At 69.3% G+C, this 15,785-nt stretch carries 13 protein-coding genes; 6 read left to right on the top strand and 7 right to left on the bottom strand.

Going from position 1 to position 15,785, the window contains the following annotated elements; translation table 11 throughout:
• Positions 1-7 precede the first annotated feature (7 nt).
• Both ligA and BMY97_RS42840 read right to left on the bottom strand, forming a co-directional pair.
• The gene (gene ligA / locus BMY97_RS42845; RefSeq protein ID WP_245787789.1) at positions 8-2,254 is read right to left on the bottom strand and encodes an NAD-dependent DNA ligase LigA; all 2,247 of its coding nucleotides are present in this window, start codon (positions 2,252-2,254) and stop codon (positions 8-10) included.
• Between the two features lie 11 nt (positions 2,255-2,265).
• The gene (locus tag BMY97_RS42840) at positions 2,266-2,967 is read right to left on the bottom strand and encodes a hypothetical protein (RefSeq protein ID WP_091629080.1); all 702 of its coding nucleotides are present in this window, start codon (positions 2,965-2,967) and stop codon (positions 2,266-2,268) included.
• 85 nt (positions 2,968-3,052) lie between these two features.
• On the opposite strand from BMY97_RS42840, the gene BMY97_RS42835 reads away from it, so the two are divergent.
• Positions 3,053-3,613: a DUF1349 domain-containing protein gene (locus BMY97_RS42835; RefSeq protein ID WP_091629031.1), complete on the top strand. Its 561-nt coding sequence runs from the start codon at positions 3,053-3,055 to the stop codon at positions 3,611-3,613.
• A gap of 3 nt (positions 3,614-3,616) precedes the next feature.
• Here BMY97_RS42835 and BMY97_RS42830 read toward each other — a convergent pair whose 3' ends face one another.
• Complete coding sequence (locus BMY97_RS42830) at positions 3,617-4,654, bottom strand: uroporphyrinogen decarboxylase/cobalamine-independent methonine synthase family protein (protein ID WP_091629029.1); 1,038 nt, start codon at positions 4,652-4,654, stop codon at positions 3,617-3,619.
• A gap of 133 nt (positions 4,655-4,787) precedes the next feature.
• On the opposite strand from BMY97_RS42830, the gene BMY97_RS42825 reads away from it, so the two are divergent.
• From BMY97_RS42825 to BMY97_RS42810, 4 genes are all read left to right on the top strand, one after another.
• The gene (locus BMY97_RS42825) at positions 4,788-5,495 is read left to right on the top strand and encodes an LURP-one-related/scramblase family protein (protein ID WP_091629027.1); all 708 of its coding nucleotides are present in this window, start codon (positions 4,788-4,790) and stop codon (positions 5,493-5,495) included.
• A gap of 105 nt (positions 5,496-5,600) precedes the next feature.
• On the top strand, positions 5,601-6,644 hold the full coding sequence (locus tag BMY97_RS42820) for an MBL fold metallo-hydrolase (protein ID WP_091629026.1): 1,044 nt from the start codon (positions 5,601-5,603) through the stop codon (positions 6,642-6,644).
• Positions 6,645-6,946: 302 nt separating this feature from the next.
• Positions 6,947-7,420, top strand: coding sequence for a GNAT family N-acetyltransferase (locus tag BMY97_RS42815; RefSeq protein ID WP_091629079.1), 474 nt, complete (start codon positions 6,947-6,949; stop codon positions 7,418-7,420).
• Between the two features lie 128 nt (positions 7,421-7,548).
• Positions 7,549-8,826, top strand: a complete 1,278-nt coding sequence (locus tag BMY97_RS42810) for a DUF222 domain-containing protein (protein WP_091629077.1) — start codon at positions 7,549-7,551, stop codon at positions 8,824-8,826.
• Positions 8,827-8,842: 16 nt separating this feature from the next.
• Here BMY97_RS42810 and mnmA read toward each other — a convergent pair whose 3' ends face one another.
• The 4 genes from mnmA to BMY97_RS42790 form a co-directional block, all read right to left on the bottom strand.
• Positions 8,843-9,934 (bottom strand): tRNA 2-thiouridine(34) synthase MnmA, encoded by a 1,092-nt coding sequence (mnmA, locus tag BMY97_RS42805; protein WP_091629024.1) that lies wholly within the window; start codon positions 9,932-9,934, stop codon positions 8,843-8,845.
• A 3-nt stretch (positions 9,935-9,937) separates the two neighbouring features.
• Positions 9,938-11,134 carry a cysteine desulfurase family protein gene (locus tag BMY97_RS42800; RefSeq protein WP_091629023.1) on the bottom strand — a complete coding sequence of 399 codons (1,197 nt, stop codon included), beginning with the start codon at positions 11,132-11,134 and terminating at the stop codon, positions 9,938-9,940.
• A 64-nt stretch (positions 11,135-11,198) separates the two neighbouring features.
• Complete coding sequence (locus BMY97_RS42795) at positions 11,199-12,563, bottom strand: MFS transporter (protein ID WP_091629021.1); 1,365 nt, start codon at positions 12,561-12,563, stop codon at positions 11,199-11,201.
• Positions 12,564-13,041: 478 nt separating this feature from the next.
• On the bottom strand, positions 13,042-14,346 hold the full coding sequence (locus tag BMY97_RS42790) for a helix-turn-helix transcriptional regulator (protein ID WP_091629019.1): 1,305 nt from the start codon (positions 14,344-14,346) through the stop codon (positions 13,042-13,044).
• 154 nt (positions 14,347-14,500) lie between these two features.
• Between BMY97_RS42790 and BMY97_RS42785 the strand changes: the two genes are divergently transcribed.
• A complete protein-coding gene (locus BMY97_RS42785; RefSeq protein ID WP_091629017.1) occupies positions 14,501-15,406 on the top strand; it encodes an NADP-dependent oxidoreductase in 906 nt (301 codons plus the stop codon).
• The last annotated feature ends 379 nt before the right edge of the window (positions 15,407-15,785 follow it).

The raw sequence follows: 15,785 nt of genomic DNA, 5'->3' as shown, positions 1-15,785 counted from the left end.
TGTCCCCTCAGACTGTGTCTCCAGCGGCCGCCCCAGCCGAGTCGGCGTCCGGCTCCGAGGCCGAGTCAGCGCCGGAACCGGAGCCCGGCTCAGCACCGGAATCAGCCTCGGCGTCCTCGTCGTCACCAGTCGGCAACGCCATCTCGGCCGCCGCTTCCGGCCCGCGTTCCAGCAGTACCCGGAACCCGCCCTCGTCGAGCGCCGGCACCTTCAGCTGCACGGCCTTCTCGTACTTCGACCCCGGCGATTCGCCCGCCACGACGAACGCCGTCTTCTTCGACACCGAGCCCGCCGCCTTGCCGCCGCGGGCCATGATGGCCTCCTTGGCCTCGTCGCGGGAGAACCCGTCGAGCGAGCCGGTCACCACGATGGAGAGCCCTTCGAGGTGGCGCGGGATCGAGTCGTCTCGCGCCTCCTCCATCCGCACGCCGGCGTTTCGCCATTTCTCGACGATCTCCCGGTGCCAGCCCACCTCGAACCACTCCTGCACGGCGTGGGCGATGGTCGGGCCGACGCCGTCGACGTCCGCGAGCTCCTCCTCCGACGCGTCCTCGACGCGCTGGATCGAGCCGAACTCGCGCGCCAGCGCCTGCGCCGCCGTCGGCCCGACGTGGCGAATCGACAGCGCGACGATCACTTTCCACAGCGGACGGTCCTTCGCCGCGTCGAGATTCGACAGCAGCTTGTGCGCGTTCGCCGACAGCTCACCCGCCTTGGTGCGGAACAGCTCCACCTCTGCGAGTGATTCCTCGCTCAGGTCGAAGACGTCGCCCTCGTCGGCGACCACGCGCGCGTCCAACAGCGCGACGGCCGCCTCGTAGCCGAGCACCTCGATGTCGAACGCCCCGCGTCCGGCCAGGTGGAACAGCCGTTCCCTCAGCTGCGCGGGGCAGAAACGGGTGTTCGGGCAGCGGATGTCCTTGTCACCCTCCTTCTGGTACGCCAGCTCGGTGCCGCATTCCGGGCAGTCCGTGGGCATGACGAACTCGCGTTCGTCGCCCGTGCGCGCGTCGACGACCGGGCCGAGCACCTCGGGAATCACGTCGCCCGCCTTGCGGATCACGATGCGGTCGCCGATGAGGACGCCCTTGCGCTTGACTTCCTCCTGGTTGTGCAGCGTGGCCCGGGCGACCGTGGAGCCCGCGACCTTCACCGGCTCCGTGACGGCGAACGGCGTCACGCGCCCGGTGCGGCCGACGCCCACCTGGATGTCCAGCAGCGTGGTGATGGCCTCTTCCGGCGGGTACTTGTACGCGATCGCCCACCGCGGCGCGCGCGACGTGGTGCCCAGCCGGCGCTGCAACGAGACCTGGTCGACCTTGATCACCACGCCGTCGATCTCGTGCTCCGCGTCGTGCCGGTGTTCGCCCCAGTACGCGATGTGGTCGGTGAGCTCCTTGGCCGTGTGCAGCACGCGTGTGTGCGGCGAAACCGGCAGCCCCCACGCCGCCAGCGCGTCGTACGCATGCGATTGCGTGACCGGCTCGAAGCCCTCGCGCTTGCCGAGGCCGTGGCAGATCAACCGCAGCCGTCGGGACCTCGTGACCTTGGGATCCTTTTGCCGCAACGAGCCCGCGGCCGTGTTGCGCGGGTTCGCGTACGGCGGCTTGCCCGCCTCGACCATCTTGGCGTTGAGCTCCAGGAAATCCTCGACGCGGAAGTAGACCTCTCCGCGCACCTCGACCAACGCCGGGACCGGGAACTCATCGGAGCCGGCCAGCGTGTCCGGGACCTGCTCGAGGGTGCGGATGTTCAGCGTGACGTCCTCGCCCGTACGGCCGTCGCCGCGGGTGAGACCGCGGGTGAGCTTGCCGTTTTCGTACAGCAGGTTGATCGCCAGGCCGTCGATCTTCAGCTCCGCCAGGTACTCGGTGGCGCCGATCTCCTTCTCCACGCGCTCGACCCAGGCGAGGAACTCGTCGGTGTCGAAGACGTTGTCCAGGCTCAGCATGCGCTCGAGGTGATCGTGCGCGGTGAACTCGGTGGAGAACGTGCCGCCGACGTTCTGCGTCGGCGAATCCGGCGTGACCAGCGCCGGGTGCTCGTCCTCGATGCCCTGCAGCTCGCCCAGGAGCGCGTCGAACTGGCCGTCGGAGATCAGCGGCGCGTCCCGCACGTAGTACTGGAACTGGTGCCCGCGGATCTCCTCGGCGAGGGCGGCGTGGCGCTCACGCACGTCGGCGGGGACGTCGGTGACGTCCTCGGCCGCCTCGGCGGGGGCGGCCAGCTGGTTTTGGGGAAGGTCGCTGCTCACGGGTGGTAACCCTAGTCGGAGGCACCGACACTTTCGCCCGGTCGCTCGTCCAGGGCGTAGACCAGCTCGCGCAGCTCCAAGAGGCTGATCGCGCCCTCGGGCTCGGCCGACGCGGTCTCGACGCGGCGGAGGCGTTCGGCGGCCAGCCGCTCACCCAGCGTGGCATCGAGCGGGAGGAAGGTCATCGTGGTGCGGCCCGCCTCGTCCAGCTCGGCCAGCAGCGGGTGGTAGACGGCGACATCGACGACCTCGGCGTCCACCTGCGCCACCACGCGCACGTCGGCCAGGCTGATCCGGTGCTCGCCGAGGTTCACCGTCACCTCGCTCGGGTCCGGCACCGGCGGGACGGAATCGTGGTACTCCCAGATGGCGTCGTCCGGCGGGGCGGCGGCCTTCCACGCGTCGGTGTACGGGCGTAGCTCCGGGTCCTCCTGGCCGCTGATGACGAGCGCGTAGATCGCACGGCGGCCACGCTCCAGCGCGAAGTGCAATCGCGGGTGGAGCGCCTCGACCAGGACGCACAGGTCGTGCTCGAAGCGCTGCGGTTCACGATCGCCCAACGCCGCGCTGAGCAGCGGGAGCATCTCGAACCAAGCCTGCCAGAACTTCACCGCCGCGGCTTCGGCGTCGGCGGGCACGGGCCGGTCGGGCCACGGCGTGCGCGGGTCGGGCAGGTCGGAGCCGCTGCTGTGACGGCGGCGGAACAGGCGCATGATCGGCAAATCCCCGTTTCAGTCGGTCCCCGACACGCTACAAGTTCGGCGTGTCTGTCGTCTGCGGGTTGGCAGACTCGGCGCCATGGACGCATTCGGCACCACCGGCTGGCAATGGCTGAACCCGCCCGCGGACTACGCCGCTTCCGACGGCCTGGTCGTCCGCACGGCGCCGGATACGGACTTCTGGCGCACCACTCACTACGGCTTCGTCCGCGACACGGGCCACGCGCTCGGCCGCACGGTTTCCGGCGACTTCACGGCCACGGCGACGTTCTCCGGCGAGTACACCCACCTCTACGACCAGGCGGGCCTGCTGCTGCGCATCGACGAGGCGACGTGGCTCAAGACGGGCATCGAGTACGTCGACGGCGAGCAGCTCCTGAGCGTCGTGGTGACGCGGGAGGTGTCGGATTGGTCGGTCGTCTCACTGCCGACGTCACCCGCATCGGTGACAATCGCCGTCGAGCGGACCGGTGACACGATGACCGTGAAGTACGGCCTCGATGGCGCCTCGGCGACGCGAATGGCCCGGCTGGCGTACTTTCCGCCGAACGCGCCCGTGTTCGCCGGCGTGATGGCGGCGTCGCCGCAGGGGCCGGGCTTCAGCGCGCGCTTCGACTCCTGCGTGATCACTCCCGGCTGACGCTCACCAGGTCTCGGGCGGCTCCAAGAACGCGTTACCGACGTCGCGGACCAGGGCGAGCGCCGTGCGCATCCAGTCCGGCGTCGCGCCGGCCATCCCGCACGCGGGCGTCGGGACGGCGCGCTCAGCCAGGATGTCTCGGTTGAAGCCAAGGCGGTCGACAAGCTTGAACACCGGCGCGGCGACGTCGCGCAAGGCCAGAGGGGCACTGGGGTCCGTCGCCGGCACGAGGCCGAGGAACAGCGCGGTACCGCTGTCCCACGCCTCGCCGATCTCATCCAAGAAGGCGGCCGAAGACCCGCTGAGCAGCGAGAAGTCGAATGCGATGGCCCCCGCGCCGGCCGCTCGGAACAGGGAGAGCGGCGGCCTGGGTGCGCAGCAGTGCACGATGACGGGCTGGTCGGTGACGCGGTGGATGCCGTCGATCACCGTCGACAGCAGATCCCGCACCTCCGGCTCGGGCACGGCCGGGACGTTGCCGTAGCCCGACGGTGTCGACAAGCCGCCGGCGAGCACGGCGGGCAACGACGGCTCGTCGAGTTGCACGACGACGGGAGCCCCGGTCCGCGCCGTCAGCTCGCGGACATGCTGGGCCAGACCATCTAGCAGCGACGACGTGAAGTCCCGCAGCGCTCCGCGGTCGGTGAGGACGCGGTGCCCGCGGGGCAGTTCGATGCCGGCCCCGAGGCTCCACGGACCGGCGATCTGCGTCTTGATCACCGGCGGCGTGATGCCGGCCTTCTCCTTGGCTTCCTGGATCGCGTCGAGGTCCCACTGCAGCAGGTCGCGCCCGCGTCGGTGCTCGTGCCCAGGACGCGCGGCGACGCGATAGCCACTGGGCACCACCTCGACGGCGAGGTCGACGAGCAGGGCGGCGGTGCGGCCGAGGATGTCCGCGCCCACCCCGCGCGCCGGAAGCTCGGGCACGTGCGGGAAATCGGGCAGCTCGCCGAACACGACCGCGGCCGCTTCGACCGGATCAGTCCCGGGCATCGAGCCGATCGCGGTGGCGGCGCCCGCAGGCCAAGCTCGTTCAGTCACGACGGCGATTCTCGCCGAGCCGGCTGTGGCTGGCCCCACCGGGCCGCTCGGGAGCGCGGGCCGGAGCCGGACATTCGCCGCATATCCCTTTGCCAGCACCGATTTCGCGGGGACAGCGATACCCTGGACTGTCATGACGAGTTCCGCGCCGCCACCGCCGGGCAGGTACCCCGACGAGGTGAATCCCGATCAACCCCATCGGTGGGACGACGAGACACGGATCCCCGAACGACGCTCGCCCGGCCGTTCCTACGGCGGCACCCTCTTCACCGAGCCGGTGCTGGTGGTCAGCCGCCGGCCCGAGATCTTCGAGACGGCCGAGGAGTACGGCGTCTTCGACCAGAACGGCGCCCGCGTCGGTGGCGTCGCCGACGTCAGCCCGGGCTTCCTGCGTAAGGCTGTGCGCTGGCTGCCGAAGTACGACCAGTACGTCACTCGCAAGTTCGAGGTCCGCGACGCCAACCACAGCACTGTCCTGAAAGTGGCGAGGCCGGCGAAGGACCCGCGCCCCCGCTTCCTGGTGACCCGCGCCGATGAGACACCGATCGGCGAGATCCTCCGCGAGCCCGCCGCCGGGAATTCCCGCTTCACGTTCGTAGTCGGCGGCAGCACCATCGGCACGGTCATCGCCGCGGACTGGCGCACCGGTGACATCGCGATCAAGAACCAGGCGAACGCCGAGGTCGCCCGCGTCCGGCAACCACCTCCCGAGCCGGCCAACAGCCTTCCCTCGCACGCCTACATCGTCGAAATCCCGCGCCAGCTGCCGGAACCGCTGGCCAGCATGGTGATCGCGACCACCCTCACCATCGACACCGCGCTCGTCCGGGCCATGGCCTGATCGAGTGACCGGTCTCTCATCCCGCCCAGGTGGACACCGGGACGATAACGGCCCAATGTGAGGAAAAGGCCGGGACGGTGGTGTCCCGTCCGGACGGAGGTCGCCGTGGAGCCGTTGCCCGAAGACAGCAGCCGAAACTGGGCAGAGCCCGGCGTCTACGAGGTGGCCCCCGGCGTCTACCGCATCCCGCTGCCGTTGCCGAACGACGCCCTCCGCGCGGTCAACGTCTACGCTGTCACCGACGGCACGAACCTCGTCCTCATCGATTCCGGCTGGGCCCTGCCCGAAGCCCGCGAACTGCTCACCGACGCGCTCAAGGGCATCGGCGCCGAACTCGGCGACGTGCGCGAATTCCTGATCACCCACGTCCACCGCGACCACTACACGCAGGCAGTGGTCCTCCGGCGAGAGTTCGGCAACAAGATCTCCTTGGGCCAGCTGGAGGAACCGTCTCTGAAGGCTTCGGCCAGCCCGGATCAGTTCCCGATGCAGGCCCAGATCGAGCTGCTTCGCCACAGCGGAGCCGACGCCGTCGTGACCGCTCTCGGGCAATTGTTCGGCGACTCGCCGCGCCACACCGAGGCCCATCTGTGGGAGGACCCCGACGAGTGGCTCGCGCCTGGCCGTCGCACCGTGCTGCCGAACCGTGAGCTGGACGTGGTCCACACCCCTGGTCACACCAGCGGCCATGTGGTCTTCGTCGACGGCGCCGCCGGCTTGCTCTTCTCCGGCGACCACGTGCTCCCCCACATCACCCCGTCGATCGGCTTCCAGCCCGTGCCGGCCGAGTCGCCGTTGAGTGACTACCTCGACTCGCTGAAACTAGTCCGCGCACTCCCGGACCGACGCATGTTGCCCGCCCACGGCCCCGTCGCCGACAGTGTGCACACCCGGATCGACGAACTTCTCGAGCACCACCGGAAACGTCTCGAGACGATGGCCGCCCAGGTGGAAGCCGGAGCCACCACGGCGTACGACACCGCGAACCGGCTGGGCTGGACGCGGCGAGGCCGGAAACTGTCCGAAATGGATGCCTTCAACCAGATGCTGGCAGTCCTGGAGACCGGCGCTCACCTCGACCTCCTCGTCGCGCAGAACAAGCTCGTCGCCCAGCAGGTCGACGGGGTTCGCCACTACAAGACCACATGACCTCGCAGATCCCGACCGAATCCTTCTGCGCCCGTCATGAACGCAATCGCCATTGAGTGACGAACGAGGCAACGCCGCGGCGCTCCACACCGACTGGCCGAGCATTTCCGTCCTGGCCAGGCAAGGCGCGGAGCACGGTCGCCTTCGAACGAATGCGCGCGATTCGCCACGCAGTCACCACCACCCTGTTCATCTGGACGATCGACCAGGCACGTCGGGGCTCCAGCCTGGCGGGCTGCCGCACGCACCGGTTTCGGCGTCACCTGCCGACCGTTCACCCGATCGCTGGAATACTGAACTCCATGTCCGACATCGAAATCAGGAAAGCCCGGCGCGGCGACATCGAGGCAATCGTCCGGATGCTCGTCGACGACCAGCTTGGCGCCACCAGGGATTCGATTGACGACCTGGATCCGTACTTACGGGCTTTCCGGGCCATCGACGCGGATCCCAACCAGTTCCTGGTTGTCGCAGTCTCGGACGGCGAACCAGTGGCGACTCTGCAGCTGACGATCATCCCTGGACTCGCCCGAAGTGGCGCGCTGCGCGGCCAGATCGAAGCCGTACGCGTCCGCCGCGATCATCGAAGCGCCGGCCTCGGCGGTGACCTGATGCGATGGGCCATCGACGAGGCACAACGCCGTGGCTGCGCGCTCGTCCAGCTCACGTCGGACACGTCGCGCACCGGAGCGCACAAGTTCTACGAACGCCTCGGCTTCGTTGCGAGCCACACCGGTTTCAAGCTGAACCTCCAGCCCCCCTTTCAATCTACTTAGGACAGTAGCTTCACTCTTCGAATCCACCGTGCCAGAACCGCGGGGAGACAACAAGGGAATGTCGCGAGGGGACCTTTCGCACCATTCTTTTCGTGCCAACGCGCCGAATCGTGCGTATGGTCGCCGACATGAACCATCCAGAACTGCCGAACACCGGCACCGAAAAGACCGTCGAGACAACCGACCTGGCCTTCCTGTTACGCGCGATGCAGACGAACCTCGACATGTTCGAGCAGCTACACCCGGAACAGCTCATGCAGGTCACACGAAGCGCGAGCTCGGAAATAGCGCGACTGCAGGCACTACAGCTCCATTGCCTGGCCGGCCTGCGAAGACAAAGAGCGGATCGACGCGAACTCGCCTCCGAAACAGCGCTGGCCTTGAGCATCACCGACAACCGGGCCGGCGCGATGATCTCCGCGGCGGAAGCATTGACCAGCCGTCTCCCACGGACGTTTCGGTTGATGGACAACGGATCCCTGGATCTCTACCGTGCCATGAAGGTCACCGATGGCACGATGTGGCTGTCGGACCACAACGCACGGCTCGTCGACATCGTGCTCGAGGGGAGACTCTCGGGCAGGAACCCCACTCAGATTCGCAAGGCCACCGCTTACGCCGCCATGAAGGCCGATCCGGAAGGCGCGGCGAACCGAGCATCGAGGAAGCGGGGCGAACGCAGAGTCACACTGCACCAACAGGATGATGGCGTCGCGCACCTGTCCGTCGACAACGCACCAGCTGAGAAGGCCAATGCCGCCTACCTGCGTATCGACAAAATCGCTCGCTCGCTCCGGACCGGCAGCGAGAACCGCACCCTCGACCAGCTCCGTACGGATGTTGCACTCGACTTGTTGCTCACCGGCAAGGGCGGCGCCAGCGAACGGACGGAGGTCTATCTCTACGTCGATCTGCAAACCTACCTCGGCCTGAACGACAGTCCTGCCGAGCTGGCGGGCCACGGGCACGTCCCGGGCGAGATCGCCCGCAACATAGCGACCGGGCCGGACACCACGTTGCGACGGCTCATCACCGACCCGCTGAACGGACAGGTCATCGAGGTCGGCAAGTTCCGCTACCGGCCGAGCGTCGACGTCGGCGAGTTCGCACGGATCCGAGACCGCGAGTGCCGTCACCCCGGCTGTCCACGACCGGTGCACGGATGCGCGACCGAAAACACCGCGACCGAATCGGCCAAGCCTGGGTCCGACGCCGACAGCACGTTGAGCTACTGCCCTCGGCACCGGCGTCTCAAGGACCGCGTCGATTGGGAGTACAAGGTGCGCGCCAATGGAACGCTCATGGTCGCTACCCCAACCGGGCTGACAGCCGAAAGCCTTCCGTCACCACTGCACGAGCCGCGTCCCAGCTCCGAACAGCTCGGTGAGACGAGGCTGGGCGCTTGACAGCTGGACTGGTCAATCAGCGCGTGCTGGAAATCTTCGCGCTGCCCAGCACGAGGTCGCCAGACTCGTTGTCGGGCCGGTAGAGAACGACAACCTGCCCCGGGGCGACGCCGCGCAACGGTTCGCGCAGCTGGATGCTGACCCGCTCGCCGTCAGCCTCCGCGACCGCCTCGGCAATGCCTCCGTGCGCTCGCACCTGGACGACGCACTCGGTGGGGCCGTCGAGTGCCTGTCCACTGGGCCAGATCGCGCGGTCGGCTTCAATCGCGTCGATACCGAGCCCAGCGGACGAGCCGACCTTCACCGTGCCCGAAACCGGCTCGAGCGAAAGGACATATCGCGGACGCCCATCCGACGCCGGAGCTTCGATCCCGAGCCCTTTACGCTGGCCGACCGTGAAGCCGTGCACGCCCGTGTGCTGTCCCAGAACGGCACCGGTCTCAGCGTCAACCAGTTCACCAGGCCGCTGCCCCAGCCTGTTCTCGAGGAACTTCTGCGTGTCGCCGTCAGGAATGAAACAGATGTCGTGACTGTCCGGCTTGTTCGCCACGGAAAGCCCGCGTCGCTCAGCCTCCGCTCGCACCTCGGACTTCCACGAATCACCCAGGGGGAACATGGCGTGGCTGAGTTGCTCCGGGGTCAGCGAGGCCAGCACGTACGACTGGTCCTTGCCCTCGTCCACGCTGCGCCGAAGCATCGGTTCACCGTCCACTACGGCAAGGCGGGCATAGTGTCCGGTTGCCACGGCATCGAAGCCGAGCGCCATCGCCTTCTCCAGCAGCGCCTCGAACTTGATCTTTTCATTGCAAGTGACGCACGGGTTCGGGGTTCGGCCGGCGGCGTACTCGCCAACGAAGGTCTCGACGACCTCCTCGGTGAAGCGCTCCGCGAAGTCCCAGATGTAGAAGGGAATGCCCATGATGTCGGCAGCGCGACGGGCATCATGCGAATCCTCGATGGTGCAGCACCCGCGTGAACCGGTCCGCAGCGTGCCAGGTTTGGCAGACAGAGCCAGGTGCACGCCAACGACGTCGTGGCCGGCGTCGACCGCACGTGCGGCTGCGACAGCCGAATCCACTCCTCCGCTCATCGCGGCCAATACCCGCATTACTTACACCTCTTGCTTCTGGGTCTGCTTACGCATGCCGGCGAGTCCCGCTTGCCGGGCCCGCGCGACGACTCCGCCGATCTCGCGCGCAAGTGCCGTCACATCATCCAGTGTCGACGTGTGGCCAAGTGAAAATCGGAGGGATCCCCGCGCGGCGGCCGCGTCGGCACCCATGGCGAGCAGCACGTGGCTGGGCTGCGCGACGCCGGCGGTGCACGCGGAGCCGGTGGAACATTCGATTCCCTTGGCATCCAGCAACATCAGGAGGCTGTCGCCGGCGGAACCGGGGAAGGTGAAGTGGGCGTGTCCGGGCAACCGATCGCCGGACCCGCCGTTGAGGATGGCGTCCGGCACCTCACGGAGGACGGCGGCGATCAGCTCGTCGCGAAGCTTCTCGACACGCGCCGCGTACTCCTCGCGCGCTTCGACGCTTGCTCGGACTGCCACGGCGAAGCTGACGATCGCCGGAACGTCGAGCGTGCCCGAGCGAACGCTCCGCTCCTGGCCACCTCCGTGGAGTACCGGCACACACGTGGTGTCGCGGCCGAGAAGGAGCGCGCCGACGCCGTACGGGCCGCCGAGCTTGTGGCCGGTGAGGGTCAGCGCGGCCACACCGCTCTCTGCGAAGTCGACGGGGACTGCGCCGACCGCCTGGACTGCGTCGGTGTGCAGTGGGATGCCGAACTCAGCGCATACGCCAGCCAGCTCAGCGATGGGGTTGATGGTGCCGACTTCGTTGTTGGCCCACATCACCGTCGCAAGGGCGACTGTCCCGGGCGCCGAGCCGATGGCGGCGCGGAGGGTGTCCGGCGAGACCCGGCCCTGTGCGTCGACCTCAAGCCAGGTGATCTCAGCGCCGCACTCGGCCTCGAGCCACTCGACGGTGTCCAGGACAGCGTGGTGCTCTACGGCACCGCACAGGATGCGGCGACGCTCGGGCTGCTCGTTCTGGCGAGCCCAGAAGATTCCCTTGACCGCCAGGTTGTCACTCTCCGTGCCGCCGCCGGTGAAGATCACCTCGGAGGGACGGGCGCCGAGCGCGGCGGCTATCACTTCACGGGACTCTTCGACCACGCGGCGCGCTCGCCGTCCCGAGGAATGCAACGCGGAGGCATTGCCCACGGTGGACAATGCCTCGGTCATCGCCGCCACGGCTTCGGGCAACATCGGGGTGGTCGCCGCATGGTCGAGATAGGTCATCGCTCCTTTAGGGTAGTCCGCTCCAGCCGGTGACGAAGCCCACCCTGGTCGCCGAAGTGGCCTGTCACACCTTCCGCGGCCAGCGGCTGGTCAGGCGAACTCCCAGCGCGGTGAGCAGGACGAGAGCGGCGCCGAGGATCGCCATCGCCGCTGAGGGGTGGACGGCCGACGCGACCACGGCGAGGAGCACGCCGCCGAGGCCGATCAGGAGGGCCGAACCGACCCAGTCCGCGAGCTGCATGGCCGAGGTGTTGAAGCCGCGCTCGCCCTCGGGCGAATACCTGAGCAGCAGGACGGAGATGGCCGGCATCGCGATGCCCATGCCCGCCCCGCCGACCGCGCAGATCACGAACGCGCACCAAGCCGGGAACCAGGGCTGCGACACCAGAACGAAGCCGGCCAGGCTCACGGCGACCAAGACGAAACCGGTGCGCAGGGATGCTTCGCGGGACCAGTCGAGGAATCGGCCTTGCAGTGCGGAGCCCGCCGACCAGCCCAAAGCGGTGATTGTCAGGGGCAGGCCGGCCATCGCGGGGCCGTAGCCGTGGACGGCGCTCATGGTGAGGGGCAGGTAGGCCTCCATTCCTGCGTAGGCGCCGGAAAGCAGGGCCCGGGAGGCGATCACGGTCGGCAGGCCCGGGCGAGCGGTCAGCGTGCCGGAGGGGAGGAGCTTTCTCAAAGCGGCTGCCAAGGCGACGAGGCCCGCGGCGCCGTACGCGATGGCGACTGGTGACGGATGTTGGGCGGCCCAGCTCAGTGCGGCGACGCCCAGCGCGGCGACCACGGCGGGGATCACGCCTGCACGTCGGGCTGTGGCCGTCGGCACGTGCGCGGGCAGGCTGCGGGCCACGACGACGAGCAGGGCCGCCCCGACCGCGACCAGCGGGATCAGGCCGAGGAACACCCACCGCCAGCCGATGCTGACGGTGATCAGGCCCGCGACGGACGGGCCGACCACGGCGGGCAGGACCCAGGCTGCGGCGTTGGCGGCGTAGATGACCGGGCGTTCACGGTCGGTGAACGTCGCGGCTATCAGCAGCGAAACCGCGACCAGCAGGAACCCGGAGCCGAGGCCCTGCAGTGCGCGACCGGCCAGCAGCATCGGCATCCCGTCGGCCGTGCCGGCGACGAGCAAGCCGGCGGCGAAAAGCACCGGCCCGGCGATCAGGGCGGGAGCGGGGCCGCGGCGGTCGCCCATGCGGCCGGACAGCACGGTCGCCACCACGCTGGCGATCAGGAACGTGGTGAACGGCCACGAGTAGAGCGCGAGACCGTGCAGATCCGCGACAAGTGTGGGCATCGCGGTGGCGACACCCATGTTCTCGAACGCGACCAGCGTGACCACCAAGAGCAGGCCGATCGTGGTGAGCCGATGTTCGCGGCTCCACAGGACGCTTCTTCGAGGCGGGGCGGTGGTCGTCTGGGTCATGATCGCCAGCGTGCAACCTCCAGCGTGGTGAAGGTCAATACGCCGGATCGGCTATCGGGCTGAGGTGATCCGGGTTGTGGTGTGGGGCAAGCACTGCATCGTGGAATTTGGCGGCGGTGGGCTGGGTAGCGACCGCCCGGCATGGTCTGCGCCGTCGGCGTTGGGTGGACGGGGGCGCGGAAGGGCTGGGCGGTGTGACGCAGCGGGTGCGGGAGAGCTGGAGGGGACAGCGGGTTTCGTGCCCTGAGAGAGAACGGGGGTTCGCGGCGCAGCGAGTAGGAGCGGTCTCCGAGCTGGTAACGCAGGCGGCGTCCGGTGTGGTAGGGCGCAGCGAGAAGCCGCTATTGACCGGCAGTCGAGCAGCGCACGGGAACGCGATCGTCTGCCAGGCTCAAGCGCGAAGCGAGCGTGCAGAAACCTGGCGCGAGTTGGGAAACAGGTCGCCGGGGCAACACGCGGTAGCGATCGGCAGCGGGTATCACGCCGTGCGGTGCACCGCGACCGGCTCCAGGCGCAGCTCGTGAGCTAGGGCGGCGGCCTGGCCGCGGGAGGTGACCTCCAGTTTTTCCAGCAGGTTGCGCACGTGGAACTTCACCGTGTGCTCGCTCAGCTGCAGCCGGTCGGCGATCTGGCGGTTGCGCAGGCCCTCCGAGATGCCCGCGAGCACCTCCAGCTCACGCGCGTTCAGCCGGTCCAGCGGACGCAGCTCGGGCGGTTCGGCGGTGGTCAGCGGGAGGGCGGTGGTCAGCGGGAGGGCGGCGGTGATCGTCGTCCCCCAGCCGGGGACGGTGTCCACCTCCCAATGGCCGCCGAGTGGGGTGATGCGCTCGGTGAGGCCCGGGGCGACGACGACGTCGGGGACATCCGGGGCGTCGTCGCGGACGGTGATGCGGAGGACGGGACCGTCGAACCGCCAGGAGGCGCGGGCGCGGGTCGTGCCGGGACGGTCCAGTGCGGCGATGACCAGGCCACGCGTCACCGTGCGGGCGGTGTGCGCGATGTCCTGCGGCAGCCGGCGGTCCTCGATCGGGTCCACCAGGTCCACCGCGACATCGGCGTGGCCGACGATGGGCGCCAGCTGCTCCGAGAGCACCTTGAACGCGGCGCGAGCGGACTCCGCCGACAGCACTTCGTCACGTTCCGTCACCGCGCGGAGGTCAACGAGGGCACGGGCGGCCAGGTCCGTCGCCGTCTGGCGGGCGGCGGCGTCCCCGAGCCGGGCCGAGCGGAGCACCGAAAGCAGGGCGACGAGCGTCGTCGCTTGTGTTTGGCCGAGGTCCGTCACGGTCTGGGCGCGGGCAGACGCCGCGGCGAGGTTGGTGGCGAGTACGTCGGGGCCCGGGTCCACGGCCCGTTGGCCGGCGTCTGTGCAGGACAGGTGCCACAGGCGGGCGGCGAGGCCGAGGTCACGCGCTGACGGGACGTCACCGTCGGGCACCACGACGAGCATCGCCCCGTTGCCGACGACCGGCCGCGAGGTCAGCAGGACGAGCGTCCTCTCGATGCCCGCCAGCACACCCTCGACGACCACCGCCTCGCCGACGACGCCCACGTCCGCGAGGTGCTCCAGCTCGGCGCTGGTCACGGCATCCGTCACGGTCGTGTCGCCGGTGACCTTGAACGGGCTGCGCGTGCAGTCGCCGGTCTGCATGGCCGCCGCACGGTGCGGCAGCACGGCCGCGAGCTCACGCGAGAACCGGGGCAGCAGCTCGGGCCGGGGCGCCGAGATGATGCGCGTGACCACGTCGAGCAGGTGAGCCGGATCAGACCAGGATTCGTCCATACGTCCACAGTAAGGGCGCGCGAGGTGGGCCCGGCTACTCGTCCGGCTAGTGAACGCTGCTCGTCCGAGCGGTTCGGCCGGCGACCGGGAACAGTTGGCTCTAGGCAGGACGTTCGACCGGGGCGTCCTGAATCGAAGGAGAGTGTGAACCCCCATGCGAGCCATCACCTTCGCCGAGTACGGCGGGCCGGAAGTCCTGCGGCTGAGCGAGGTACCGGCGCCCGAACCCGGCCCCGGCCAGGTCCGCGTCGCCGTCCGCGCGGCCGGCGTGAACCCCATCGACTGGAAGATCCTCAGCGGCGGCATGAGCGAGGACAAGAAGCCGGACGGCGAGCAGATCCCGGGCCTGGAGGTGGCCGGGGTCGTCGACGCGGTCGGTGACGGCGCGGCCTTCACCGTCGGGGACGAGGTCTTCGGCTGGTCGGCCACTGGCGCGTACGCCGAGTACGCGCTGACCAAGGCGGTCACGCGCAAGCCGTCGAGCCTCTCCTGGGCGGACGCCGTCGCGTTGCCGGTGGCAGGCGAAACCGCGCTGCGCGTGCTCGGCCTGCTCGGCGTCAAGTCCGGCGAGGTGCTCTTGATCCACGGCGCGAGCGGCGCCGTCGGCCGGGTCGCGACGCAGGCCGCCGTCGCCCTCGGCGCGACCGTGCTCGGCACCGCGGGCCAGCGCAGCCTCGACGACGTCAAGGCGCTCGGCGCGATCCCGATCCTGTACGGCGACGGCTGGCCCGAACGCGTCCGCCAGGCGACGGACCGGCCCGTCGACGCCGTCTTCGACGCTTCCGGTCACGGTGTGCTGCCGGACTCCGTCGAACTGCTCGGCTCGAAGGAGCGAGTGGTGACCATCGCTGACCCGGCGGCGTTCCAGCTCGGTCTGACGTTCTCCGCCGGTGGCGAGGACGGACAGAGCGCAGAGGTGCTCAACACGATCCTGGAGCACGTCCAGCGCGGGCTCCGGATCGCCCACGGGAAGAGCTACCCGCTGGCCGACGCGGCCGAGGCCCTGCGCGAAAGCCAGGACGGGCACCCGGGCGGCAAGATCACCCTCGCCGTTTCCTGACGAAACCGACGTCGGCGACGGCCAGCCCGGCCGAACGAGGATTCGGCCGGGCGGCGGGATATCGGTGACCACCAGGGGCTTCGGCAGTCCGCTTGGCCGGGCAGGTCCGGCCGGCAAGCAGCCAGGTCCGGGGTGAGCGGTCGATCAAGCAGTCGGAGTGGTGGTGTCCGGACGAACCGCCGGAAGGGCCCCCGAACCGACCGTCACGCGGACGGCCGAGTGGGCAACCGGCGTGGCGGCCGGAGCAGTCACCGAGCCGACCGCAGGGCCGACCGCGGGACGGGCGCCAGCCGCAGGGCCGGCCACGGGACGAGGGCCAACCGCGGGACGGGCGCCAACCGCAGGGCCGACCGCGGGACGGGCGCCAACCACAGGGCCG

It is taken from the genome of Amycolatopsis saalfeldensis, assembly GCF_900110575.1.
Lineage (GTDB): Bacteria > Actinomycetota > Actinomycetes > Mycobacteriales > Pseudonocardiaceae > Amycolatopsis > Amycolatopsis saalfeldensis.
Note: the sequence above shows the minus strand (reverse complement) of the source record. Positions and strands in the feature narration are given on the sequence as shown.